Source organism: Flavicella sp., from assembly GCF_029238425.1.
Taxonomy (GTDB): domain Bacteria; phylum Bacteroidota; class Bacteroidia; order Flavobacteriales; family Flavobacteriaceae; genus Flavicella.
In genome coordinates, this window is sequence record NZ_JAQWGB010000045.1 from 1 (window position 1) to 25089 (window position 25089).

The window sequence follows — 25089 nt, forward strand, 5'->3', positions numbered from 1 at the left end:
CTAATATAAACAGAAGCAGTAATAATATCAGGATACTTTACCAACCATGCAACAAACAGCAAAGTCAACAACATCAACAGCATACCACCTATCCCTAATCTAATTAACCAATTGGGTTTTTTACCTATTATTTCTTCTATATGTGAACTTGTTTCTGGCAATTTTTACTTAGTTACTATAATATTGTTTAGAACGAAAATCCAAAAAACCATTCCTATTCCAATAATAAAGTTTTGACGCATATTGAATCTTTTATTTTCAATAATAATAAAATTTTCATCATTTTTAAGCCCAAAACTCATCGCTTTTAATGCAGGGATAAGAATAAAAATGTGTAGTAATGAAATTAAACTATATGCCATGTTAAAGGTTTATTAAAAACAACTAATACTATAAAACCTACAAAATACCCCAAAGAAAAAAAGTTTTTTTTATAGCCTTTTAATTTTGAGTAATTTTGTATTTTCTCGAACAGACTAAACAAAAATATAGTTCTCAACGGTGGTGTTATATCCAAATTATCCTTACATCTAAAGAAAACCCAACATTTATAAACCCACCAAAATGAATAACCCCCTAAACTCATAATTTTTAAGACAATAAAATTTTTCACAGACAATACTTCAACTTTTTTGTATTCTATTTTGTTTGCTATATCAATGTTTTCTATATCATTTTTCATATTTCAAACATGTTTATTTTTTTTAATTCTACATGCAATCGGCAATGTAGTTTTCATCTTGTTTAAGGACTCTCAAACAAGATAAAACAGCAATAAAAAACGTAACAACTAGTTTAAGTTGTCGTTTAATAATTTGGTTAAAACTAGAGTTAAACTATTCTTCACTACTACAGGCAGGATTAATGTTACCAATTTTCGGGAAATATTTCTTGAAGAATTACTTAAATTTAAAGGTGTTCATTTTTATACTATTTACAACCTTGTTTATTTTAATTCTATCAATATTTCTACTTATTTGATAGCTTAGTGTTTTTTTGTTTTTTAATTGTATAAGCAATTGGTCATGCTCCTTAAATATTTTTTTTGGAATTCCTGGAATAAGTTGTAAAACCAAGACAAAAAAACCAACAAGTAGGGTACCAGTAATTTGAGTTTCTCCCTTTTTTAATTCACACCTTACCACATCTTCATATAAAATATTTAGTGTTAACCTTCCTTTTCTTTCTATTTCTAGATAATTATCATAAAAATGAAAAACAAATAACTCTTCTTTATTGACTAATATACTTTTCATGATACTCATTTATAAAGCGGATAGAATAATAACATGTGCATAATAAGAATAAAAATCCAATGGTATAATAAAACCAAAATCCTGGAATTTCATAATAATGATTTAACCACCTTAATATTGGCATGGGATTTTTAAGGTGTAACACCGTATATAAATTTATCAAAGAATGAATTCCAATAGTTATAAAAACATTCTTTGTTTTCAAATAAATGTATGCTGCCAAAATACCAAACACAAAAAGCATAGGTAAATCTCCGTATCTAGGAAAATGCATTATTGAAAAAAGAAAAGAAGATAAAAACACTGCTCTTATATCACCATACCTCATCTGAAACTGTTGAACCATAATTTGTCTAAAAAATAATTCTTCAAAAACTGGTCCAACAACCAATAGTCCAATCAAATGGAATGTAGAAGCTTCATAATGTTGCAAAATCAACTCTTCATCTTTATAAATAAATAAAGAAAAGTTCAATAAAGAAGGAATCAATATATACACACAAACGAACAGAATTAGAGAGAAGCAAAAAACTTGCCCCATCTTTTCCCTGGTTTTAATTTCAAATAAGCTTGGTATTTCATTCCCCCCCCCATTCAAGTTGATAACTAACAACAATCCAATGTAATAATAACTGTTTTCAAAAAAATCTTTCAAAAAAAGATTCCCATTAAAAAACGAGACATTTATAGTCGAAATTATTTTTGTAAACAGAATATATATAACAATCAGAGTCGTAAAGAAAAGAGCTTTTACAAAAGACATTCTATAATTATACTGATATATGATGAGTAGTATATTTCTTTTACTACTCATCAATTAAAACAAAATTAATTATCTAGTAGGATAGTGTTTACCACTTGAACCTACTTTCGTAGAATCGTTTATTTGCTTAAACGTCCCCCCATCTGCTCTTGTAGTATTAAGCATAAAAGCGCCAGGTCCCGGAGGAGCACTTACGGAACTTGCAGCATCAATAATAGTATATGTAGTTTCGGCATTGTCCCAAGCACTACTCCACGCTGAAGCAACCATTTCCGTAACAGAACTGTAGGCATTAGAAGTTACTGTAGTAATACTACCCATTAGATTATATGCACCTTGTACTAGACCACTTCCCGGTTGAAATCCAGGTCCTACTCCTGTACCTCCTACCCCAGCAGGTTGAATCCCTTCTTTCCCTGCTGGTAATGACTTCCCTTGACCTCCACGGGTCATGAGCAATTGATCAGCTGAAACCGCTGAGAACTCTTCCAGACCATGCTGTTTGCTTTCTTTACGAAATAACAATACTCCATTAGATTTTACCCCCAAACTTTTAAATTTACTCATAATAACATTAATTTTTATACATCTTAAGACATATATTTAACAAAACATCTATCATGATTTCCGTTTCAAAAAGATTCTTAAATTTTCAAAAAACTCAACTTTACTTTTCATAGCAATCGGTTTTCACAACATTTATTGAACGCAATTTAAACATAAAAAAAAAAACGAATTCACCCGTACAACTTAAACGAATATGTAACAACAACTAATAAAAGGTGTGTTTTTCCTTATATTTCACATTTATACAACCAAAATATAAATAGTAGCCTTGGAAACTCTCAATTTAAAAATCATTAACTACTCCTAACCTCAGTCCATAAAAACAGGAATTACAATGTTGCGATTTGAAATTGACAAAGAAGAGATAAAAAACTTAGAAGTAATTGAATTAGAAAAAAGAAATTAATTACAAAATTCTATTTAGTTTCTCAAAGAGTTTTGTTTTTAGGGAAGTATAGTCGACCACCATTTCAAGAGAAGATTCTCTACTCTTTCCTTCTGCAAGTTCCGCTGTAAGGTCCTTGATTTTTCTTTCAATCAAAACTCTTCTCAAGTTCAAAATGGCATCTGTTACCATTTTTGGCAACACCTCATCTTTTGCGGTTACAACGATATCCTTACTTTCCCAATCACTAAGAATATGCTTTTCATCATCCATCAATATATCCGTAACAGTTTGAGAAATTTCGGCATCTTGATGACTTGTCAATTCTTCGATAGAAATATTTTGTTCAACGTTTAACTTGTTGATGATCTCGACATATATTTTTTGAAAAATAGTATGTGAAAACTCTACTTCATCATCTTGCAATTGCAAATACAACTCTTGAGAAACAATATTAGAATATTCATCCTTAACCATTTTCACAATACCAAACTCATTTACTTCTTCAATCCAATCTATAAACTCAACCTGGTTGTTACCATAAATCAGTAAAATTTTAATGATTTCACGTTCATACAACTCTAAGGTGTTGATTTCCTTTGGTGCATTTTTCTTTGCCGCTAAACCAGCTTTTTCACTAGCCTTTCTTTGCGCTCTAGACATTAAGGAAGGTTCTCTAGAGTCTCGCCTTTGGTCACCACCCTCAACTCTAGGTCCTCGGGAGTCAGTTTTGTGTAACCTTTGATTCTCTCGCTCAGCCTTTCTTATTTGCTGCTGTTCTTTTTGATAAGCCTCTCTTTCTATTTTTTTAGAAATCTGTGCCAACTCATTGAATAGTACAGTCTCTGAAATCTCCATAATTCTAGAACATTCCTGAACGTATACTTCGCGCTGAATATTATCTGGAATCTTTGAGATGCTCGTCACAATATCTCGAATCAAGTTTGCCTTTTTTATAGGATCATTTTCAGCCTCTTCCATCAGAAGAGATACCTTGAAGTTTATAAAATCTTTAGAATTACTTTTTAAATATTCTTTTAGTTCCTCTGTAGAAACTCTTTTCGAAAAACTGTCAGGGTCATCACCATCGGGAAATATCAAAACACGAACATTCATTCCTTGTTCTAATATCAAATCAATTCCACGCATGGAAGCTCTTATTCCTGCTGCATCACCATCAAACAATACAGTAATGTTAGGCGTCAACCTCTTTACCAAACGAATTTGATCTGGAGTCAAGGCAGTACCAGAAGAAGCCACCACGTTTTCCACACCCGCTTGGTTCATTGAGATAACATCTGTATACCCTTCAACTAAATAACAAGTATCCTCTTTAGAGATGGCTTGTTTGGCATGATAAATTCCATAAAGCACTTTACTCTTATGGTAAATATCACTCTCAGGAGAATTTAGATACTTGGCTGCTTTTTTATCTGCTTTTAAAATTCGCCCTCCAAATCCGAGAACTCGACCACTCATACTATGGATCGGAAACATCACACGACCTTTGAAACGGTCAAATTGTTTGCCACTTTCCTTTACAATGGTAAGTCCGGTTTTCGACATATAATCTATGTCGTAACCTTTTCTGATGGCAGTATCCGTGAAAGCAGACCATTCATCTAAATTATACCCTAATTCAAACTTTTTAATCGTTTCATCAGAAAAACCACGTTCCTTAAAATAACTCAATCCAATGGCTTTCCCTTTTGGATTATTTAACAGAACATCATGGTAATAATCTTTGGCAAAGTTAGAAACCACATACATGCTTTCTCTTTCATCAGCAGCTTCCTTTTGCTCATTTGACTGCTCCTCTTCTTCAATTTCAATATTGTACTTTTTAGCCAAATATTTTATGGCTTCTGGGTAAGAGAAGTGCTCGTGTTCCATTAAAAAGGTAACAGCATTCCCGCCCTTTCCGGTACTAAAATCTTTCCAAATCTGTTTGACAGGAGACACCATAAAAGAAGGTGATTTCTCATCTGTAAACGGACTCAATCCTTTAAAATTACTACCCGCTTTTTTTAAAGTAACAAATTCACCGATCACCTCCTCTACTCGAGCAGTTTCAAAAACACGGTCTATGGTACTTCTTAAAATCATTTAATTTTCAAAAAAGTTGAAAAACAAAAATAACTAAGATTATCCATTAAAAAGAATTCTTTGCAAATTTTCATAGCGAAAACTTAACACAAGTTGTGAAAGTTTCATTTTTCGCGTAAAAAAAGGGATTCAAAATATTTGAATCCCTTTTTTTTAAAAATTTACATATAACTATTAGCTCGCTGCTTTTAGTTTTTTTAAGGTTGTATTGGTAAGTTTTGCAACTGCGTACTCCTTATCAACACTGAATTCTTTTTCTTCAGAACTTGGCAATTCAAACATAGCATCTGTCAAAATTGCTTCGCATAGAGAACGTAAGCCACGTGCTCCTAGTTTATACTCCAAAGCTTTTTCTACGATATAATCAAGCGCTTCATCTGCAATGGTAAACTTTACATCATCCATCTCAAACAACTTGGTATATTGCTTTACCAATGAATTCTTAGGCTCTGTTAAAATAGAACGTAACGTTTTAGCATCCAAAGGATTCATATAACTCAAAACTGGCAACCTTCCTATGATCTCAGGAATCAAACCAAATGTTTTTAAATCACTTGGAATTACATACTGCAATAAGTTTGTTTCATCAACATTATCCACAGCCATTGCAGCAGAATATCCAACCGCTTGTCTGTTCAATCTATTGCTAATATTTCTTTCAATACCTGCAAAAGCCCCACCAGCGATAAACAATATATCCTTGGTATTTACTTCCACAAATTTTTGATCAGGGTGTTTTCTACCTCCTTTAGGAGCCACATTTACAACTGTACCTTCTAATAATTTAAGTAAGGCTTGTTGCACTCCTTCTCCAGAAACATCTCTAGTAATGGATGGATTATCACCTTTTCTGGCAATTTTATCGATCTCATCAATAAATACAATTCCTCTTTCTGCTTTTTCCACATCATAATCAGCAGCTTGAAGTAATCTACTAAGAATACTCTCCACATCTTCCCCAACATAACCCGCTTGTGTTAAAACAGTTGCGTCTACAATAGAAAAAGGTACGTTCAACATTTTTGCAATTGTTTTTGCAATCAATGTTTTTCCAGTTCCAGTTTCTCCAACTAGAATCATGTTACTTTTTTCTATCTCTACATCATTTTTATCATCTTTAGGCTGCGTCAATCTTTTGTAATGATTGTAAACCGCCACGGCCATCGTTTTCTTTGTCTGATCTTGTCCGATAATATATTGCTCTAAAAATGCTTTTATTTCTGTTGGCTTTTTAACTTCCAGATCAGAAACATTAGAAACATCTTCCGTTTCTAAAATCTCTTCCAGCACTATCCCATGAGCTTGTTCAATACATTTATCGCAAATATGTGCATCCATCCCTGCAATCAACAAGTCTGTTTCCACTTTTTTACGTCCACAAAATGAACATTCTAAATTTTCTTCTTTCGACATCTTTCCTTAATTGTCATTAGCGATTGTTATAAAACAAACGATAATTGATTTTTATTTATTTCTAGTCAAAATTTCATCAACCATACCATAAGCTTTCGCTTCCTCAGCTTTCATCCAATAATCTCTATCTGAATCTGCGTGTACTTTTTCTATAGATTGTCCAGAATGATTCGAAATAATTTCGTACAATTCTGTTTTCAACTTCCCTATTTCTCTTACTGTAATTTCCATATCACTTGCTTGCCCCTGAGCTCCACCTAATGGTTGATGAATCATTACTCTAGAATGCGGCAATGCAGAACGTTTACCTTTTTCACCCGCACACATCAATACAGCTCCCATTGAAGCAGCCATACCTGTACATATAGTAGCAACATCCGGCTTGATAAACTGCATGGTATCATAAATACCCAATCCAGCATAAACACCACCACCCGGTGAATTGATATAAATAGAGATATCTTTATTTGCATCAACACTCTCTAAGAACAACAATTGCGCTTGAATGATGTTTGCAACTTGATCATTGATTCCTGTTCCCAAGAAAATAATTCTATCCATCATCAATCTAGAAAACACATCCATCTGTGTGATATTCATTTGACGCTCTTCCATGATATACGGAGTTACAGAACTTCTAATTTTATCATAGTGCATGCTATTTATTCCATGGTGTTTTGTTGCGTATTTTTCAAATTCTTTTCCGTAATCCATTTGATTCTATTTTTTAATTATAGTTTGTAAAGGTACTAAGTAATTCCTTAAACTGAGTATTCATTTGTAAATGAAACACTCTCTTTTCTTTAGAAATTATCGTTTGGTTAATATAGAAAATAATCTCAAAACTTTTAATTTTATTAGTATTCTTTTTAAGAAAAATTGATCGAACAACTCAACTTTTATAAAGTTTCAATGGAATTTTACAGTTTGCGCATATTTGTATACTAACCGCATATTTTTGTCGTTAGATTTATATAAATTTACAAAACACACACAGAAAACCACAACCATGAAAAACGGAAGACTTCTTATATATATATTCTTACTAATTGCAATCCCAACGAGCAATGCACAAAAGAAGAAATTAGAAAACCCCTTTGAAACGAAAGGCGATTTAAATAGTCAATTTATATATCTAGAAAAAACATCTACCAATTATAAAGAGTACAAAGTAATCACAAAAGTTAAATTCAATAAGCTTCATAAGAATGTTCTAGATTCTTTGGCGAATCAAAAAAAGCTATTGAATTCAAAACATGAAGAAAACAACAACCAACTTACAGAAATTAATAGGTTGAAAAAAGAATTAGCCGAGACGAATGAAGCATTGACTATGGCTAATACGAATAAGGATTCTATCAGTGTTATGGGCATCAGCATGTATAAAAACAATTACAACTTGATTGCCGGGATTATTATTATCACGTTGCTTATCGTTGCTCTTTTCTTCTTTTATAAGTTTAACAATAGCAATATTGTTACCAAAGAAGCAAAACTTATTTTGAAAGAAACACAAGATGAATATGAAGCACATCAAAAAAAGTCATTGGTTAGACAACAAGAACTGAGTAGAAAACTTCAAGACGAAATTATAAAAAACAGAAAAGATTAAATATTGAGAGCTTCCAAATGGGAGCTCTTCTTTTTTCTATCACTTTCTTTTAATTTATCTGCTAAAGTATTTTAGTATGGAATCTTAAGATTACCTTTGCAGCTCAATTGAAAAATAAGATTATGAGGTTTTCTGACTTAAAACTAAACACACCTTTATTAAATGCTCTTGATGATTTAGGATACGATTATGCGACTCCTATCCAAGCAAAGGCATTTCCTGTAATTTCTTCAGGAAGAGATGTTGTTGGGATTGCACAAACCGGAACTGGTAAAACTTATGCTTACTTACTTCCACTACTTAAGCAATTAAAATATTCAGAACAAAAACACCCTAGAGTTCTTATTATTGTTCCTACTAGAGAATTAGTTGTACAGGTTGAAGAAGCCCTTAAAGAACTAACTCCTTATATCAACACCAGAATTGGAGGTGTTTATGGAGGTGCAAACATCAACACTCAAAAGCAATTGATTTTTGAAGGTTTGGATATTTTAGTCGCTACTCCGGGTAGAATTATTGATCTTGGATTGAGCAAAGTTCTGAACTTGAAAAAAATTCAAAAACTAGTATTGGATGAAGTGGACGAGGTTTTAAATTTAGGTTTCAGACATCAATTAGAAACCATTTTAGACTTGTTGCCAGAGAAAAAACAAAGTATTTTATTTTCTGCAACGATGACGGATGAGGTAAAAAACATCATCAATACATTTTTTAGAGCACCTTTAACAGTAGAAATTGAACGCTCTGGAACACCTTTAGAAAATATAGAACAAAGAATTTATGAGGTAAAAAACTTTTACACAAAAGTTAACTTACTTCGATTTTTACTTTCAGACAAAGATACTTTTAGCAAGGCTTTGGTTTTCACAAAAAACAAAAGGGTAGCAGATAAACTTTTTGCTGAATTAGAAAACTCAGGTGACAGTGAAGGAATTTCCGTAATTCATTCAAATAAATCACAAAACTATAGACTACAAGCCATCAAAGGATTTCAAGAAGGACTGCACAGGATTTTAATTGCTACTGATGTTTTGGCTAGAGGTATTGATATTGAAGGGATCACTCATGTAATCAATTTTGACATTACCGATGACCCTGAAAATTACATCCACAGAATAGGTAGAACAGGTAGAGCTGAAAACGAAGGAAATGCAATCAGTTTTGTAACAGAAAATGATCAAGAAATTCTAGAAAATGTAGAAGCTTTGATGGATTTAAAAGTAGCCATTGCCGACTTCCCTGAGGAAGTAGAAATTTCTTCAAAAATGACGGAAGAGGAAATGCCGGTTGAAGTTATCAAACCCTATCAAAAGAAAAAGTCGAAAGAATTTGCCCCCGGTCCTGCTTTCCACGAAAAGAAAGAAAAAAACAGAAAGACCAACCAAGGAGGTTCTTACAGAAGAGAATTGGCTAAAAAATATAAAAAACCAAAAACTAGAGGTCAAAAGCGCAAATAATATTTTACGCCTATTATTAGATAATAATAATTTTTAAAATCTCTTAAAAACAAAAAAGCTCTAAGGTTTCCCTTAGAGCTTTTTCTTTATGCGATGATTTCTTATTTATATACTTCTTTTACGAAAGCATCATAAGAAACCTCTTTCTCTTTGAAAGTGATCGTTTCCTTATAGAAATCTAATAATTTTTTACTTACCAATTGGTCTTGTAAACGCTTTGCTTCGTCTTGGTTACCCAATACTCTGTTTGCGATATCTTCCAATTCTTTCTCCTCTGGATCTAAGTTACCATATTGAGCCATTTGAGCTTTGATAAATCCTTTAGCATACTCTTTCAACTCTTCAAAGTCTAATTTGATGTCGTTTGCAGACATAATTTTACTTTCGATTAATTGGTAACGTAAACCTTTTTCAGACTTTTCAAACTCTTCGTTCGCTTGCTCTTCAGAAATCGGGTTTTCTCCAGCTGTAGCCAACCATTTCTTCAAGAAGTCAGCAGGTAAATCAAACTTAGTGTTCTCTACTAGGTATTCAGTAACTGCATTTAATAATTGTTGCTCAGATTGTTGTTGGAACTGACCTTCTGCATCTTCTTTGATCTTAGCTCTCAACTCTTCAGTTGTAGCAACTTTTCCTTCTCCGAAAATTTTGTCAAACAATTCTTGATTCAATTCAGCCAATTCAGTTTCAGTAATTTCTTCAACTGTAAAAGTTAAAGGAATTTCTAATCCTTCAATCTCATCATGACTCAATCCTAAAGCTCCCATTAATTTATGGCTGTCTTCAAATAAGTTTTTAGTTTTTAATTCTAAAACATCTCCAACTTTAGCTCCAGTAAATTTCTTCACGTTTACTTTTCCTTTGATATCAGATACAGCAATAGTAGATTTCTTTTCGATTTCTTTTTCTGCATTTACAAAAGTACCAGTAATATTAGAAGTTTCAACAGCCTCTTCTTTTTGGATAACATTTCCAAAACGAGTTTGTAAGTTCTCAACTTCTTTATCAATCAAACTATCTTCAGCGATAATATTGTATTGAGTAATTTTTTTCTTTGCGCTTAAGTCAACATCAAACTGAGGAGCTAAACCTAATTCAAATTCAAAAGAAAAATCTTCAGCATCCCAAGAAAAAGCCTCATTCACCTTTGGTAATGGGTTTCCTAAAATATCCAACTTCTCTTCAGTTAAATAATTGTTCAAAGATTCTTGCAACATCTTATTGATCTCGTCAATCATGATAGATTTACCATATTGCTTCTTTACCATTCCCATAGGAACATGCCCTTTTCTAAATCCAGGGATATCAGCTTTTTTACGGTAATCTTGTAAAATAGTTTCTACTTTCTCTTTGTAATCTGCAGCCGTAATATCAACTTTTACAACAGCATTTAACGAGTCTATACTTTCTTTTGTAATATTCATCTTAATTCTTTGACTTTTATATTCCTTAAAATTGGGTGCAAAAATAATACTTTTTTGCGAATTGAACAATCTTTAACTTATTCTATTTCTTGGAGTTTGGTCATCTTCAAGCAACAATGAAAACAACACTGCTCTTACCCCCCATAGCAACAAGCTAAAAAGTAAAGCAGACATAAATCCATTCACATGAAACCCATCTACCATATTACTAGCCATCAACACAATACCTGCATTGATAAAAAATATAAACAAGCCCATGCTTAAAATAGTTGCAGGCAATGTCAATACAATTAAAATAGGTCGTAAAAATGTATTCAACAAAGCTAAAACCGCCGCTACCCAAACCGCAGAAGTGTAATTTGTAACATGTATAGAAGGTAATAATTTTGATATGATCAAAACGGCAACCGCAGTAACTAATATTTTTATAAGTGTTTTCATTTTCTAAATAATTTTAAAACAATAGTACCAAAATAATACCATTACGTTATTTCATGACAAGTTAACAAAAACACTGACAATAAAACAGTTAAACAACGGAATGTATGCAAAAATGTCTAACACTCTAAGATTTCAAAAAATCTTGTAGCGCATTCATAAAATCAACCGGGTTTTCAGCATGCAACCAATGACCTGCATTGGCGATAGTAACGATTTTAGCTTTTGAAAAATGAGCTTCAATCAAAGCAGTATCACTATCCGCAATATAGCCTGAATTGGCTCCTCTCAAGAAAAGAACCTCTCCATCGTACTCTGTAAAAGCTGGCAACGGAGCACCTACTTCATTATTATTTTCTGTTAAACTTTCTAAATTAAATCTGAAATCTAATTCCTCTTTCGTTTTACGATATACGTTTTTCAACAAAAACTGACGCACTCCAACTTCATCTATGTATTGTTTCAATACTTCGTCTACTTCCGTTCTTAAAGTAATTTTTGAAAAATCAACAGCATCTAAAGCCTCTAATATTTGATGATGATGTGGAGGATAGTTTTTTGGAGCAATATCCGCCACTATCAACTTTTGAACTTTCTCTGGAAAAGTTACTGCAAATAACATCGCAGTTTTCCCCCCCATAGAATGGCCTAATACAATTGCATTCTCAATATTATGAAATTCGAAATAAGCCTCTAAATCCTCTACCAATAATTCATAATCAAAATCATCTGAATGAAAACTTCTTCCATGATTTCTTTGATCAACCAAATGAACTTGATAATTATCCGACAATTTATTGGCATGAGACTTCCAATTATCTCCCATTCCAAAATAACCATGCAAAATAATCAAGGGAGTTCCTGCTCCTTGTATTTTAGAGTGTAAAATTTCCATACAAATATTATTACTCAGATTTCATTTTATTCTTATACATATTCACAACATTCTCTAGACCTAAATACAAAGATTCAGAGATCAAAGCATGACCAATAGAAACTTCAGCCAAGTGCGGAATGTTTTTGGCAAAAAACTCTATATTCTCCAAACTTAAATCATGCCCAGCATTTACTCTCATACCTAATTCGTGTGCTAATTGCGCACATGCTGCATAGGGTTTGATCGCATCTTTGTTTCCTTTAGAATACTCCACCGCAAACTCCTCAGTATACAACTCTATCCTATCTGTACCCGTTGCTGCTGCACCTTCAATCATTTCTATAACAGGATCCACAAAAATGGATGTTCTAATTCCTTGAGCCTTGAACTCGGCTATAATTTCTTTCAAGTATTCCTGATGCTTTACAGTATCCCAACCTGCATCAGATGTAATATTATCATCACCATCTGGAACCAAAGTTACTTGTGTAGGTTTGATTTCCAAAACCATTTTTTTAAACTGCTCAATTGGATTCCCTTCAATATTATATTCCGTGGTTACGAGATTTTTTAAATCGTAAGCATCTTGATATCTAATATGTCGTTCATCGGGTCTTGGGTGAATTGTAATACCTTCTCCGCCAAATCCCTCTATATCAGAAGCCACCTTAAGCAAATCAGGAGTATTTCCACCTCTTGAGTTTCTTAATGTTGCAATTTTATTAATATTCACACTTAATTTTGTCATTATATTTTTTGTATTTTAACTATTCAAAACAGTCATTTTAAAAACGCAAAAATACATCATTTTACATGAAATTTTATTAATTTGCCACAATTAGAAAACACCATGAAATTAGAAGACTATATCTCAAATGATTTACCTACGCTAAACTTCAATGAAAGCGTCTTAGATTCTAAATTAAAAACTAAGGATCAAAGAGTTAGTCATTTTCCCGTTACACTAAACAACAAGTTGTACGGTTCATTACCCGAAAGTGATTTGCAAACTTTTAGCGATGACTCAAAACTAATTTCTGAATTCCAATATACATTGGAAGCGTTTTTTGCGACAGAGGAAGATACAATCCTAGATTTATTGACTCTTTTTGCAGTTAATGAAACGAATATTTTACCTGTACTCAATTCTAATAAAGAATATATCGGATTCTACGAACTCAATGATATTTTAAATTTTTATGCAGAAACTCCATTTTTCAATGAAGACGGTATCGTTTTAATTCTTGAAAAAGATTCTGCTACATATTCTATTAGTGAAATCACACAAATCTCTGAATCAAACAATGCCTTAATTCTTGGACTGCATGTTTCATTTAAAAACGAGAAAACAAGTCAGGTTACAATAAAAATAAAAACGGATATCATAGATGAGATAATTCAGTCTTACAGAAGATATGAATACAATGTAATCTCAAATCACGAGGATGACTCTTATTTAGAGGACCTAAAAAACAGATCTAATTACTTACAAAGATATTTGAGTATTTAAAACTACTCAACACAAAACACAAGAGATGAATAAAGTTGCCATTTTCGGACAGGCCTACAAGAATACAGATCGACAATATTTTGAAATGCTTATTGAAAATTTAAATAAATTCAATATTGAAATTTTAATATATAAAGAGTTCGTAACGATTCTTGATGAATTAGGTGTAGCAAACCTGAATTATAAAACTTTTCAAAAGCATGAAGACCTTGACAGTACGTTTGACTTGTTGTTCACGCTTGGTGGAGACGGAACTATTTTAAATGCTGCAACCTTAGTAAAAGATTTAAATATCCCAATTCTTGGAATCAACACTGGAAGGTTAGGATTTTTGGCTACCGTTCAGAAAAAAGAAATTGAAAACACCATTCAATCTTTAATAAAGAAAGAGTTTACAATACAAGAAAGGGCCGTATTACAAATTTCTACCAATGATGAGAATATCCATTTTAACGATATCAACTTTGCTCTTAACGAAGTAACCATTGCAAGAAAAAACTCAACATCCATGATTGGTGTTGAAGCTTACCTAAATGACGAGTACCTTACTACCTATTGGTCCGATGGACTTGTTGTTGCCACACCAACCGGCTCTACAGGATATTCTTTAAGCTGTCATGGTCCTATTATCATGCCTGAATCAAATAATTTTGTTCTAACTCCTATCGCACCTCATAACTTAAGTGCTAGACCCTTGGTTATTCCAGACACAACAGAAATTAAATTAAAAATTATAGGTAGAGAAAAAGAATTTTTCCTTTCTCTAGATTCAAGAGTTTCCACAGTTCCTTTTGAAATCGAGCTTACCTTGACCAAAGCAAATTTTCCTGTAAAAATCATTCAGCTAAATCAACAAACTTTTATTGGAACTCTGAGAGAAAAACTGTTTTGGGGAGAAGACAAAAGAAATTACACCAGTTAAGCATCCAAATTCAAGAGATAAATTTTTCCTTTACAATAAAGCTTCTTTATTTAAGTTAATAAAAAGAGAACGTATTACTTAACAAAGCAAATTGAAATTTTTATATTTGCACGCTATTTTAAATTATGAGGAAAAATTTAATATTATTAACATTTATCTGCTTTGGAGCAAACATCTTTGCCCAATTACATGAAGTAGGAGCAACAATAGGAGGAAGTAACTATAGTGGAGATATTGGAAGTTCCACACTAGTTATCCCTAACGCACCTGCATTTGGTTTGATTTACAAATACAACAGAAACCCGAGAATTTCATACAGGGCTTCTTTTACAGCAATGAAAATTAAAGCGAACAATGCTGATTCCAAAAATGAAATAAGACAACTATTCGATACTCCTGTGAACAAAACAGTATCTGAATTAACGGCTGGAATAGATTTCAATTTTTTCGATTATACCATTTCACATTGGCATAAATCTCACACCCCTTATCTAATTTTTGAGTTGGCTGCATTTCATTACAAAGCAGCAGAAGGAACAGCTGATAATTATTCTTACAAAAACAAATTTGGTATCGCGCTTCCCTTTGGAGCAGGATATAAAGTACAGATTTCGGATAAACTTATTTTAGGTGCAGAAATCCGTATACGCTATTCATTTACCGATGATCTTGACGATAGTCAATTTTACAAAAATGAAATACTAACAGATCACCCAGAAAATGCTAAATTTGGGGACTCAAATACAAATGACTGGTATGCATTTACCGGTTTCACTTTGTCTTACACATTTGGTAGGACTAGATATTACTCAACAAGAAGAAGATAATGGATTACTTAGCTCAGATAGACTCAAATAAAATACCTCAACACGTTGCCATTATTATGGATGGGAACGGAAGATGGGCAAAACAGCAAGGAATGAACCGAATTTTTGGTCATAGAAATGCACTTACTTCTGTAAGAGAGTCTGTTGAAGCTGCGAGTGAAATAGGAACCAAAGCCATCACTTTGTATGCTTTTTCAACTGAAAATTGGAATCGCCCAAAATTAGAAGTTGATGCTTTGATGAATCTTCTTATCAACTCCTTAAAAAAAGAATTACCCGGTTTTCAAGAGAATAATATCAAAGTCAATGCTATTGGATGCTTAGAAAGTTTACCTAAAAAAGCACAAAACACTTTAAGTGATGTAATTGAAGCTACCAAAACGAACACAAAAATCACTTTAACTTTTGCCTTGAGTTATGGCTCAAGAGAAGAAATTGTTCAAGCGGTCCAAAACATTTCAAAAAAAATTGTTAATAATGAACTTACAGTCGAAGAAATTGACGAAAAAATTATTAATAATCATTTATATACAGTTTCTTTGCCTGAAGTTGACCTAGTTATCAGAACAAGTGGAGAACAACGTATTAGCAACTTTCTATTATGGCAAATTGCATATGCTGAATTTCATTTCACGAATGTTCTGTGGCCAGATTTTAGAAAAAACGATTTTTATAAGGCTGTAGTTGAGTATCAGAATCGTGAACGACGCTTTGGAAAAACAAGCGAACAAATTGAAAACCTAAATGAATAGTATCAAAATATTAACTCTTTTTTTGAGTTTTGTTTTATGCACAAGCATAGCCACTTCTCAAGAGACGGAGTCATCCACCTCTACTTCATCTGTTCCTTTTGAGAGTGGAAAAGAATACATCTTAGGTGAAATCTCTGTGGTTGGAGCACAACAATTCAGTGAACAATCTGTTAAAGTATACTCTGGACTTAAAACAGGACAGGTCATCAAAATTCCAGGTGACAAGCTTTCTAGCGCTATCAAAAAACTTTACGGAACCAAACGTTTTAGTTCTGTAGAAGTATTTATTTCCAAAATTGATGGAGATACTGCTTATTTAGAATTTAATGTTACAGAATTACCTCAAATCAGTAGTATTACTATATCTGGAATAAAAAAATCAAAAGCCAAGGATTTAAGAGAAGAAGCTGACATCAACAAAGGTGACATGCTTACGGATAACTTAATGGTTACCACAAAAAATTACTTTAAAAAGACCTATACAGATAAAGGATATCTTAACACAAAAGTAAACCTTCACACTCGTAAAGATACTACTGAAGGAAACGCAATGGATTTATTAATTGCGGTTGACAGAGGTAAGAAAATAAAGATCAAAGAAATCAATTTTGAAGGAAATAAAGACATCAGCGATGCTCAATTAAGAACTTTCTTCAAAGACACAAAAAGAAAATTTTGGGGTCGATTTTGGAAATCTTCAAAATACATTAAAGAAAAATACAAAGACGATTTACAAAATCTTTTAGACGAATACAGTGAATTGGGATATCGTGATGCCAGAATAATTTCTGACAGTATTGTATGGAACGAAAATGATAAAAGCATCAATCTTGAAATAAAACTAGAAGAAGGAAAACGTTACTACTTTGGAGACATCAGTTTTCTTGGTAATAGCAACTACTCAACGGCTCAATTGAATCGTTTTTTACGTATTGAAAAAGGTGATGTTTACGATGCCAAATTATTAAACGAAAGAGTTAAGGGTGATGGTTCTCCAGACTCAGAAGATATTTCATCTTTATATCAAAATAGCGGTTATTTATTCTCACAGGTAAATGCCGTAGAAACAAGAGTTGACAATAATGAAATTTCAGTTGAGATCAGAATTCATGAAGATGATCCAGCAACCATTAGAAACATTTCTGTATCGGGGAATGAAGTGACTAATGATTTTGTTATCTACAGAGAACTTAAAACAAGACCAGGAGATTTATACAGTAAAGAAAATATCATACGCTCGATACGTGAAATTTCACAATTAGGATTCTTTGATCCTGAGAATGTTACTCCAGATTTAAAACCTAATTATGCCGATAAGACGGTTGATATTGATTACTCAGTTGTTAAAAAAGGTTCTAGTCAGATTGAATTGCAAGGGGGATATGGTGGAGGATCCTTTATTGGAACTTTAGGTTTATCATTCAACAACTTCTCTATAAGAAACTTGTTTAACGGAAAAGAATACAAACCTTTACCAATGGGGGATGGACAATCACTAGCCTTAAGATTACAAGTTAGTAGATATTATAGCACACATAGTTTCTCATTTACAGAACCATGGTTAGGAGGTAAAAAGCCAAAATCTTTTTCTTTCTCTGTTTACAACTCCCGTCAATATCAGGTAGATTTCACATCCAATGATGTAGATAAAAGTAGACGTTTGAATATATTTGGTGTTACTTTAGGACTTGGGCAACGTTTGACATGGCCAGATGATTTCTTTACGCTCAGTCAAGCTATTAGTTTCAAACAATATGACATCAACCAATACAATATTGGATTGTTAAATTTTGAAGATGGTACCGGTGTTTCTAACAACCTGTCTTATAGTATTACATTGGGTAGAAACTCTTCAGGACCAAGTAGAATTTTCCCAACTACAGGATCAGAGTTTAGCGTTTCTGCTAAATTCACTTTACCTCACTCATTATTCAGTAGTACAGATTTCAGTACCATAGAAGACGACCCAGCGTATAGAGATGACGCATATGGCCCGAATGGTGAATATTTAGGTACTGTTCCGAATCAAGGTAGAATCAACGAGCAACGCTACAAGTGGCTGGAGTATTATAAATTAGGATATAAATCAAAATGGTATACCAAATTAATTGGTAAATCTGTTTTGATGACTCAGATTGAATTAGGATATCTAGGGTATTATAATGAGGCTTTAAAAGACATGCCGTTTGAGAGATATTATGTTGGTGGTGATGGATTACAACAAAGTCAGTTTGATGGTAGAGAAATTGTAGGATTGAGAGGATACGAAAACTCTAGTCTTTCAGGAGTCAATGGTGGTACTATCTACAATAAATTTACCATGGAAGTAAGATATCCAATAACTTTAAAACCTTCTGCATCGATTTATGTTTTAGGATTCTTGGAGTCGGGTAACTCATACCAAGATTTTCAATCATTCAATCCGTTTGATGTAAGAAGATCCGCTGGACTTGGTGTACGTATATTTATGCCAGCTTTCGGATTGTTAGGTATCGATTTTGCAAATGGTCTTGATGCTCCTCCGGGAAGTTTCCAACCATCGGGATGGCAAACACACTTTATTATTGGTCAACAGTTCTAATTTACTATATTTGTTTTCGTAGAAATTTTTGAGTTAAATAATGTTAAAAAAACTTTCCATATTAATCATTTTCTTAAGTTGTGCTTGTATTGGTCAAAAGCCACAGAGCATTGCTTTTATAGACATGGAGTATATTTTACAAAATGTACCGGGTTACGAGAAAGCACAATTAAAATTAGACTCTAAAGCATCGCAATGGAGGAAAAAGATTGAACGTTCTGAAAACGAAATTAAAAACCTAAAATTAGAACTCAATAATGAAAAAATACTTTTAACTGAAGACCTGGTTGTAGAAAGACAAGAGGATATTCAAATAAAAGAAAATGAACTTTCAAAAATGCGAGCTAGCTACTTCGGAACTAAAGGAGCATATTTTGAACTTAGAAAACAACTAGTTCAGCCTATACAAGATGAAGTATTCAATGCAATTCAACAAATTGTCTCTAGAAAGAAATACGATTTTGTTTTTGATAGAACAAGTGACTTAACAATGCTATACGCAAACCCTAAATACGATATTAGCAAAACTGTTATTTCTTATATTACGAAATCAGAAAAAGAAAGAGAACGAGAAGAAGCAAAACTCAAAAAAGCGAAATCAAAAGAAGATTTAGAAAAGAGAATAGAAGAACAGAAACGTAAAAAAGCTGAAAGAGAAAGCAAAATTATCCATAGATAAAAATAACCAAAAGAATAAATATTAAATAATTACAAAGATGAAACATTTTAAAACTTTATTAGCAGCAGTAGTGATAACACTAGGTATGTCTACTTTCACTCACGCTCAAAAAGTAGCACATATTAACTTTGAAGAGATTGTATCTAAAATGCCAGAAACGCTTAAGCTTCAAGCTGATTTAGAAAAACTTGGAAAAACTTATGGTGAAGAAATCACAAATGCTCAAAAGGCATTAAAAGCTAAAATTGATAAATATACTGCTGAAGAAGTTTCTCAAACAGCTGCTCAAAACGAAGCAAGAATTAAAGAAGTTCAAGCAGACCAAGGAAAGATTCAACAATTGCAGCAAGTAGCGCAACAAGAATTACAGCAAAAAGAAAAAGCTGCTCTTGAGCCAATTATAAAAAAAGCGCAAGACGCAATAAAAGCTATTGCTAAAACTAAAGGTTTTGTTTATGTTTTAGATTCAAAAGCATTGATCGTTTCTGAAGGAGAAGACTTAGGTCCTGCTGTGAAAACTAAATTAGGGATACAATAGAAAAAAATTACTTTATTTGAAACTCGTTATTCATTCGGATAACGAGTTTTTTTTTGCTTATTTTAGCCCATATCGTTTTATCAAACAACTATATCAAACTGATAATTTTCTTATGAATACAAAGCCAATAGGTATTTTTGATTCTGGAGTTGGAGGACTTTCTATCTGGAAAGAGATTATTGAATTGCTTCCTATGGAACATACTATTTATTTGGCTGATAGTAAAAATGCTCCTTATGGAAATAAGTCCAAAGAAGAGATTTTGAGGCTTTGCAAAAAAAACACAGAAAAACTAATACAACTTGGCTGTAAAATCATTGTAGTTGCCTGTAATACAGCAACTACAAATGCGATAAATCTATTACGAGCTTCTTATGACATTCCTTTTATCGGAATTGAACCTGCTATCAAGCCTGCAGCACTTCAAACACAATCAAAAATCATTGGAATTCTTGCTACTCAGGGTACTCTCAATAGCTCACTTTTTGCTGAAACTTCTAAAAAACACATGGAAGGTATCAAGATCATAGAAACGGTAGGGAAAGGTCTGGTTCCACTCATAGAAGAAAATCGCATAAACACACCAGAAATGAGAGATTTGTTAAAAGAATATATTTCTCCTATGATCTCAGAAAAAATAGATCATTTGGTACTAGGATGCTCTCATTATCCATTTCTCATCCCTGAAATAAAAAAAATTACAGGAAATTCAATATCTATTATTGATTCCGGAAGAGCGGTTGCCAAACAGACCAAAGCGATACTCGCATCAGAACAGCATTTAAACGATCAGATAAGTTCTAAAAGTAGTCACATCATATATTCAAATATTAAATCAAATACTGCCAGGGCCTTAATTGGTGACTACAAAAATGTAACGATTACTTTCGATCCTTTTTAAAACAAAAAAACGGACTACAATAGTAGTCCGTTTTTTTTATAAATCTATTATAAATTCCTATCCATTCATAGAAATCAAGAACTCTTCATTATTTAAAGAATATTTGACTTTATCAGAGATAAATTCCATCGCCTCTATCGGATTCATATCAGCAAGGTACTTTCTTAGCACCCACATTCTTTGAACTGATTTGGCATCAAATAACAAGTCATCTCTTCTCGTACTCGATTTGATAAGATCAATAGCAGGGTAAATTCTACGATTAGAAATATTTCTATCCAACTGTAACTCCATATTACCAGTTCCTTTGAATTCTTCAAAAATTACTTCATCCATTTTTGATCCAGTTTCCGTCAATGCCGTAGCGATAATTGATAAAGAACCTCCGTTTTCTATATTCCTAGCAGCCCCAAAGAAACGTTTTGGTTTATGCAGTGCATTTGCATCAATACCCCCAGATAAAATTTTACCTGAAGCAGGAGCAACCGTATTATATGCTCTTGCCAAACGCGTTATTGAATCCAACAAGATCACCACATCATGACCACACTCTACAAGTCTTTTTGCTTTTTCTAAAACAATATTGGCAACACGCACATGCTTCTCAGCAGGCTCATCAAAAGTAGAAGCGACTACCTCTCCTTTAACACTACGTTGCATATCCGTAACCTCCTCAGGTCTCTCGTCAATTAACAATACAATTTGATACACTTCAGGATGATTCTCTGCTATTGCTTTTGCAATATCTTTTAACAACATCGTCTTACCCGTCTTAGGTTGCGCAACAATCATTCCTCTTTGTCCTTTTCCTATAGGAGCAAACAAATCCATAATTCTAGTAGACAATGTTTTTTTTCTGTCAATTAAATTGAACTTTTCATTTGGAAACAAAGGTGTCAAATGCTCAAAAGAAACTCTATCTCTAACTACATTTGGTGGCAATCCATTAATTTTCGAAACTCTAATCAAAGGAAAATACTTCTCCCCCTCCTTAGGAGGTCTTACATTACCCAATACCGTATCCCCAGTTTTCAATCCAAATAATTTAATCTGAGATTGACTTACATAGATATCATCCGGTGAAGACAGGTAATTGTAATCCGAAGATCTTAAAAAACCATAACCATCGGGCATCATTTCCAACACTCCTTCACTTTCAATAATCCCGTCAAATTCGTAATCAGGATCTCTAAATTTTGTATTGCTTTTATTATGATTCTTCTCCTTATGCTGATTTTTATGCTGAGGATTTCTTTTTTGATTTTGATTCGGGTTCTGATTTGGATTTTGATTTGGATTTTGATTTGGGTTTTGTCTTTGTTTCCCATCATTATTTCTATGCTGAGGACCTTTGGACTTATTCCCGTCATTATTCTTTACATTTTCCCTTGGTGTCCCCTCTTTTGCAACAACACTGTTCTTCTCAGAATTTCTTTCAACTCTTTTTTTAGGAACTCGTTGAGCCTCTTCCTTCATTTCAACTTTATTCTCCGTAGTTGCCTCTTCTTTTTGAAGCTCCTCTTTAACCGGAGTAGAAATAGGCTTTTTATTTTCTACCACTTCTTCTTTTTGAGCTGGTTTTTCAACTCTTACTCTCTTTTTCCTTGGCTTAGGAGCAGGTTTCTCCTTTTTCTCAATATCTATTTTTTCTGAAGCACCTTCCGCTGCTTGAGCATCTAAGATTTGATATACCAAATCTATTTTTTTCAATTGACTTGTTTTTTTCAGTCCCTTTTCCTTAGCAAGAGCTTGTAACTCAACAAGAGTTTTACTCTTGAGTTGTGAAATTTCAAACATGTTAGTATGTATATAATTTTATGATATTCTTCTAGCGAATAAACTTTATGAGAAGAACGGATATGATTTTTGTGAATTACTAAAACATTAGCGTCTTTGATGAGTTCAAAATAAACTAACGTAGTATTGATATGAGTAACAAATATATAATTTTATTCTTTAAAACATAAAGTTTAACTTAAAAATCATAAAATCTTACCATTTTAGACCAAAGAACTCCTCATCTCAAATTTCTGTATATCAATCAACTATTGCACGATACTCAATTATTCTAGAAGTTAAACCATATATTTATTGAATATTCGAACAAGAAAAACTATTTTTGTTCATCAAATTTATCATCAATTAATTAAATGATACAACGAATTCAGTCTATATACTTGTTATTAGCTGCCCTTCTTTCGGGAGGAGTTGTTTTTTTTGTTTCTTTTCTAGGAAGTGAAAACAACGAGGTTTCTAATATAACAAGCTTGTTAACTGATGAACGTTTCTTAATAAAATCAATTGGAATAGGTTTTTTCGTTTCTGCTGCTTTGTCTGCTTTGTCTATTTTTTTATTCAAACAAAGACAAAATCAATTTGTATTGGGACGATTAAATATTCTAATCAACTTCTATTTATTAGGTGTATTGTTGTTCGAGTCTCTAATGGTATCTGGAGAAACAAATGTTTCGGAGAAAGGTATTGGGGTAAGTCTTCCTATTATTGTTGTTGTTTTGCTTGTCATGGCTAACAAAGCGATTAAAAAGGATGAAAACCTTGTAAAATCTGTAGATCGATTGCGATAACCCTAACATCTTAGTTTATTTATGCGGAAAAAACCTGAAGTGCTACTTCAGGTTTTTTTATGGCTAAAACACTAGAATGAAATCCTCGAAATTCTAACCAAAAAATACTTTATATATTTGTTTTTAATCTATCCCTATTTTTAGGGATATAGAAATTTCACTTATAAGTAGGATTGTGAGGAACATATAAAGCGTTTAAATTTGTAACAGCTAATGGAAAACAAAGAAATTATTAAAGTTCATATTGCGGATGACCATCAGATTTTAATCGATGGAATTGAAGCAGTTTTAAAAGATGAAAAAAATATTGAAGTCGCAGGATATTCACTTAACGGACAAGAAGTACTTAGTTGGTTAGAAGAAAATGAGGCGGATGTATTGGTTTTGGACATTAACATGCCAAAACTTGACGGATTGGAAGTTTTAAATCATTTGTATAAAAATGGTATCAAACAACCTACAATTGTATTATCGAGTTACGATGATGTTAAATTGGTAAAAGAAGTATTGAAAATCGGTGCCGATGGATTTTTAGCAAAGAAATGCGCTGGAGAGAATATCGTAGAAGCCATCAACTCTGTGTATAACGGAGATCAATATTTTAGTAAAGAAGTTCAAAAAGATCTAGTTGCTGCGGCAGTTGGCAGAACTGTAAGAAAAAAAGTACATCAGGATGGTGTTTTCTCCAGTTCATTGACAGATAGAGAACTACAAGTTTTAAGGCTTATTAGTATTGAATTAAGTACTAAAGAAATAGCGGAAAGACTTAATATCAGCACAAGCACGGTTGATACCTATAGAAAAAATTTGCTTTTTAAAACAAAAGCAAAAAACTCAGTAGGTTTAGCAATGTATGCTGTGAGAAATAAATTATTATAAAATCAGATCCTACCCCTAATATTTGATTTTAACGCCCTAGCCTTCAAAAGCTAGGGCATTTTTTAGAAAACCATTTAATAACCTAATATACCCTAAATTATGAAAACTTTTTACAAATCATTGGCAATAGCAGCCTTAACAATCGGATTAACTTCTTGTACAGATGATTCAGCATTAACTGAAGAATTAAGTCAAGAATCTCAATTAAAATCATACTCTTTATCAACTTCAGAAGATGGAAGCTTTATCTTAGAGCACAGCTTATCTGAAGGAAATACTGCTACTGTTTTAAGCGGAAGCGAAGGAAATGAAATTATAATTTCAGAAGGGTCTTCAAACACTAATAGCAATACAACGGTATTACCTTTAGTTAACAATCAAATAAAGTTAGATTTCATCAGTAATAATGAAATTAAAATTCCTGGGATTAGCATTTTGGACGATAAGATTTTCACTACTGCCAGCGCTAAAACTATCAAAATAGTTAAAAACTATAAAATTAGCATGTTGGAAGATGGTTCATATCAATTAGATTTTAAATTAAAGAATAATTTTGTAGCCACTTTTGGTTTCAATGAGGAATTGAACAGACATGAAATTTATTTAGATCCAGGTGC

Annotated in this window: 25 protein-coding genes; 13 read left to right on the plus strand and 12 right to left on the minus strand. The window is 32.6% G+C overall.

Annotated features, from left to right (window positions below; all coding sequences use genetic code 11):
* Positions 1-164: 164 nt before the first annotated feature.
* From P8H68_RS02995 to clpP, 7 genes are all read right to left on the minus strand, one after another.
* The gene (locus P8H68_RS02995) at positions 165-362 is read right to left on the minus strand and encodes a hypothetical protein (protein WP_300321408.1); all 198 of its coding nucleotides are present in this window, start codon (positions 360-362) and stop codon (positions 165-167) included.
* Between the two features lie 537 nt (positions 363-899).
* On the minus strand, positions 900-1256 hold the full coding sequence (locus P8H68_RS03000) for a hypothetical protein (protein WP_300321411.1): 357 nt from the start codon (positions 1254-1256) through the stop codon (positions 900-902).
* A complete protein-coding gene (locus P8H68_RS03005; protein ID WP_300321413.1) occupies positions 1234-1911 on the minus strand; it encodes a CPBP family intramembrane glutamic endopeptidase in 678 nt (225 codons plus the stop codon). The genes P8H68_RS03000 and P8H68_RS03005 overlap by 23 nt, the downstream gene beginning before the upstream one ends.
* A gap of 177 nt (positions 1912-2088) precedes the next feature.
* On the minus strand, positions 2089-2586 hold the full coding sequence (locus tag P8H68_RS03010; protein ID WP_300321416.1) for a hypothetical protein: 498 nt from the start codon (positions 2584-2586) through the stop codon (positions 2089-2091).
* 406 nt (positions 2587-2992) lie between these two features.
* Positions 2993-5077 carry a DNA primase gene (gene dnaG, locus P8H68_RS03015; RefSeq protein ID WP_300321418.1) on the minus strand — a complete coding sequence of 695 codons (2085 nt, stop codon included), beginning with the start codon at positions 5075-5077 and terminating at the stop codon, positions 2993-2995.
* Between the two features lie 174 nt (positions 5078-5251).
* Entirely contained in the window at positions 5252-6490 is a 1239-nt protein-coding gene (gene clpX / locus P8H68_RS03020; protein WP_300321421.1) for an ATP-dependent Clp protease ATP-binding subunit ClpX, read from the minus strand.
* A gap of 51 nt (positions 6491-6541) precedes the next feature.
* Entirely contained in the window at positions 6542-7204 is a 663-nt protein-coding gene (gene clpP / locus P8H68_RS03025; protein WP_300321424.1) for an ATP-dependent Clp endopeptidase proteolytic subunit ClpP, read from the minus strand.
* A gap of 295 nt (positions 7205-7499) precedes the next feature.
* Between clpP and P8H68_RS03030 the strand changes: the two genes are divergently transcribed.
* Both P8H68_RS03030 and P8H68_RS03035 read left to right on the plus strand, forming a co-directional pair.
* Entirely contained in the window at positions 7500-8102 is a 603-nt protein-coding gene (locus P8H68_RS03030; protein WP_300321427.1) for a tRNA (guanine-N1)-methyltransferase, read from the plus strand.
* 122 nt (positions 8103-8224) lie between these two features.
* Positions 8225-9559, plus strand: coding sequence for a DEAD/DEAH box helicase (locus P8H68_RS03035; protein ID WP_300321429.1), 1335 nt, complete (start codon positions 8225-8227; stop codon positions 9557-9559).
* A gap of 101 nt (positions 9560-9660) precedes the next feature.
* Here P8H68_RS03035 and tig read toward each other — a convergent pair whose 3' ends face one another.
* From tig to P8H68_RS03055, 4 genes are all read right to left on the minus strand, one after another.
* Positions 9661-10983: a trigger factor gene (gene tig / locus P8H68_RS03040; protein WP_300321432.1), complete on the minus strand. Its 1323-nt coding sequence runs from the start codon at positions 10981-10983 to the stop codon at positions 9661-9663.
* Between the two features lie 72 nt (positions 10984-11055).
* The gene (locus tag P8H68_RS03045) at positions 11056-11424 is read right to left on the minus strand and encodes a phage holin family protein (RefSeq protein ID WP_300321435.1); all 369 of its coding nucleotides are present in this window, start codon (positions 11422-11424) and stop codon (positions 11056-11058) included.
* Between the two features lie 124 nt (positions 11425-11548).
* Entirely contained in the window at positions 11549-12316 is a 768-nt protein-coding gene (locus tag P8H68_RS03050) for an alpha/beta fold hydrolase (RefSeq protein ID WP_300321438.1), read from the minus strand.
* A gap of 10 nt (positions 12317-12326) precedes the next feature.
* Complete coding sequence (locus P8H68_RS03055) at positions 12327-13046, minus strand: pyridoxine 5'-phosphate synthase (RefSeq protein ID WP_300321441.1); 720 nt, start codon at positions 13044-13046, stop codon at positions 12327-12329.
* A gap of 102 nt (positions 13047-13148) precedes the next feature.
* On the opposite strand from P8H68_RS03055, the gene P8H68_RS03060 reads away from it, so the two are divergent.
* From P8H68_RS03060 to murI, 8 genes are all read left to right on the plus strand, one after another.
* Entirely contained in the window at positions 13149-13808 is a 660-nt protein-coding gene (locus P8H68_RS03060; protein WP_300321443.1) for a CBS domain-containing protein, read from the plus strand.
* Between the two features lie 25 nt (positions 13809-13833).
* Positions 13834-14730: an NAD kinase gene (locus P8H68_RS03065; protein WP_300321446.1), complete on the plus strand. Its 897-nt coding sequence runs from the start codon at positions 13834-13836 to the stop codon at positions 14728-14730.
* A 125-nt stretch (positions 14731-14855) separates the two neighbouring features.
* On the plus strand, positions 14856-15557 hold the full coding sequence (locus P8H68_RS03070) for a DUF6089 family protein (RefSeq protein WP_300321449.1): 702 nt from the start codon (positions 14856-14858) through the stop codon (positions 15555-15557).
* Complete coding sequence (locus P8H68_RS03075; protein ID WP_300321452.1) at positions 15557-16309, plus strand: isoprenyl transferase; 753 nt, start codon at positions 15557-15559, stop codon at positions 16307-16309. The genes P8H68_RS03070 and P8H68_RS03075 overlap by 1 nt, the downstream gene beginning before the upstream one ends.
* The gene (gene bamA / locus P8H68_RS03080) at positions 16302-18890 is read left to right on the plus strand and encodes an outer membrane protein assembly factor BamA (protein WP_300321455.1); all 2589 of its coding nucleotides are present in this window, start codon (positions 16302-16304) and stop codon (positions 18888-18890) included. Before P8H68_RS03075 ends, bamA begins: the two co-directional genes overlap by 8 nt.
* 40 nt (positions 18891-18930) lie before the next feature.
* Entirely contained in the window at positions 18931-19569 is a 639-nt protein-coding gene (locus tag P8H68_RS03085; RefSeq protein ID WP_300321458.1) for an OmpH family outer membrane protein, read from the plus strand.
* A gap of 37 nt (positions 19570-19606) precedes the next feature.
* Entirely contained in the window at positions 19607-20107 is a 501-nt protein-coding gene (locus tag P8H68_RS03090) for an OmpH family outer membrane protein (protein WP_300321461.1), read from the plus strand.
* Between the two features lie 112 nt (positions 20108-20219).
* Positions 20220-21008, plus strand: coding sequence for a glutamate racemase (murI, locus tag P8H68_RS03095; protein ID WP_300321463.1), 789 nt, complete (start codon positions 20220-20222; stop codon positions 21006-21008).
* 57 nt (positions 21009-21065) lie between these two features.
* On the opposite strand, the gene rho is transcribed toward murI, so the two are convergent.
* Positions 21066-22805, minus strand: a complete 1740-nt coding sequence (rho, locus tag P8H68_RS03100) for a transcription termination factor Rho (RefSeq protein WP_300321466.1) — start codon at positions 22803-22805, stop codon at positions 21066-21068.
* A 353-nt stretch (positions 22806-23158) separates the two neighbouring features.
* Between rho and P8H68_RS03105 the strand changes: the two genes are divergently transcribed.
* The 3 genes from P8H68_RS03105 to P8H68_RS03115 all read left to right on the plus strand — a co-directional run.
* Positions 23159-23593 carry a DUF4293 domain-containing protein gene (locus tag P8H68_RS03105; protein WP_300321469.1) on the plus strand — a complete coding sequence of 145 codons (435 nt, stop codon included), beginning with the start codon at positions 23159-23161 and terminating at the stop codon, positions 23591-23593.
* Positions 23594-23806: 213 nt separating this feature from the next.
* Complete coding sequence (locus tag P8H68_RS03110; protein ID WP_300321471.1) at positions 23807-24472, plus strand: response regulator transcription factor; 666 nt, start codon at positions 23807-23809, stop codon at positions 24470-24472.
* A gap of 99 nt (positions 24473-24571) precedes the next feature.
* Positions 24572-25089: hypothetical protein (locus P8H68_RS03115; RefSeq protein ID WP_300321474.1), on the plus strand; the 518-nt coding region annotated here is incomplete at its 3' end.

Coding starts and splice junctions, on each gene's coding strand:
- P8H68_RS02995 (WP_300321408.1), bottom strand. CDS start 362: ATGGCATATAGTTTAATTTCATTACTACACATTTTTATTCTTATCCCT.
- P8H68_RS03000 (WP_300321411.1), bottom strand. CDS start 1,256: ATGAAAAGTATATTAGTCAATAAAGAAGAGTTATTTGTTTTTCATTTT.
- P8H68_RS03010 (WP_300321416.1), bottom strand. CDS start 2,586: ATGAGTAAATTTAAAAGTTTGGGGGTAAAATCTAATGGAGTATTGTTA.
- dnaG (WP_300321418.1), bottom strand. CDS start 5,077: ATGATTTTAAGAAGTACCATAGACCGTGTTTTTGAAACTGCTCGAGTA.
- clpX (WP_300321421.1), bottom strand. CDS start 6,490: ATGTCGAAAGAAGAAAATTTAGAATGTTCATTTTGTGGACGTAAAAAA.
- clpP (WP_300321424.1), bottom strand. CDS start 7,204: ATGGATTACGGAAAAGAATTTGAAAAATACGCAACAAAACACCATGGA.
- P8H68_RS03030 (WP_300321427.1), top strand. CDS start 7,500: ATGAAAAACGGAAGACTTCTTATATATATATTCTTACTAATTGCAATC.
- P8H68_RS03035 (WP_300321429.1), top strand. CDS start 8,225: ATGAGGTTTTCTGACTTAAAACTAAACACACCTTTATTAAATGCTCTT.
- tig (WP_300321432.1), bottom strand. CDS start 10,983: ATGAATATTACAAAAGAAAGTATAGACTCGTTAAATGCTGTTGTAAAA.
- P8H68_RS03045 (WP_300321435.1), bottom strand. CDS start 11,424: ATGAAAACACTTATAAAAATATTAGTTACTGCGGTTGCCGTTTTGATC.
- P8H68_RS03050 (WP_300321438.1), bottom strand. CDS start 12,316: ATGGAAATTTTACACTCTAAAATACAAGGAGCAGGAACTCCCTTGATT.
- P8H68_RS03055 (WP_300321441.1), bottom strand. CDS start 13,046: ATGACAAAATTAAGTGTGAATATTAATAAAATTGCAACATTAAGAAAC.
- P8H68_RS03060 (WP_300321443.1), top strand. CDS start 13,149: ATGAAATTAGAAGACTATATCTCAAATGATTTACCTACGCTAAACTTC.
- P8H68_RS03065 (WP_300321446.1), top strand. CDS start 13,834: ATGAATAAAGTTGCCATTTTCGGACAGGCCTACAAGAATACAGATCGA.
- P8H68_RS03070 (WP_300321449.1), top strand. CDS start 14,856: ATGAGGAAAAATTTAATATTATTAACATTTATCTGCTTTGGAGCAAAC.
- P8H68_RS03075 (WP_300321452.1), top strand. CDS start 15,557: ATGGATTACTTAGCTCAGATAGACTCAAATAAAATACCTCAACACGTT.
- bamA (WP_300321455.1), top strand. CDS start 16,302: ATGAATAGTATCAAAATATTAACTCTTTTTTTGAGTTTTGTTTTATGC.
- P8H68_RS03085 (WP_300321458.1), top strand. CDS start 18,931: ATGTTAAAAAAACTTTCCATATTAATCATTTTCTTAAGTTGTGCTTGT.
- P8H68_RS03090 (WP_300321461.1), top strand. CDS start 19,607: ATGAAACATTTTAAAACTTTATTAGCAGCAGTAGTGATAACACTAGGT.
- murI (WP_300321463.1), top strand. CDS start 20,220: ATGAATACAAAGCCAATAGGTATTTTTGATTCTGGAGTTGGAGGACTT.
- rho (WP_300321466.1), bottom strand. CDS start 22,805: ATGTTTGAAATTTCACAACTCAAGAGTAAAACTCTTGTTGAGTTACAA.
- P8H68_RS03105 (WP_300321469.1), top strand. CDS start 23,159: ATGATACAACGAATTCAGTCTATATACTTGTTATTAGCTGCCCTTCTT.
- P8H68_RS03110 (WP_300321471.1), top strand. CDS start 23,807: ATGGAAAACAAAGAAATTATTAAAGTTCATATTGCGGATGACCATCAG.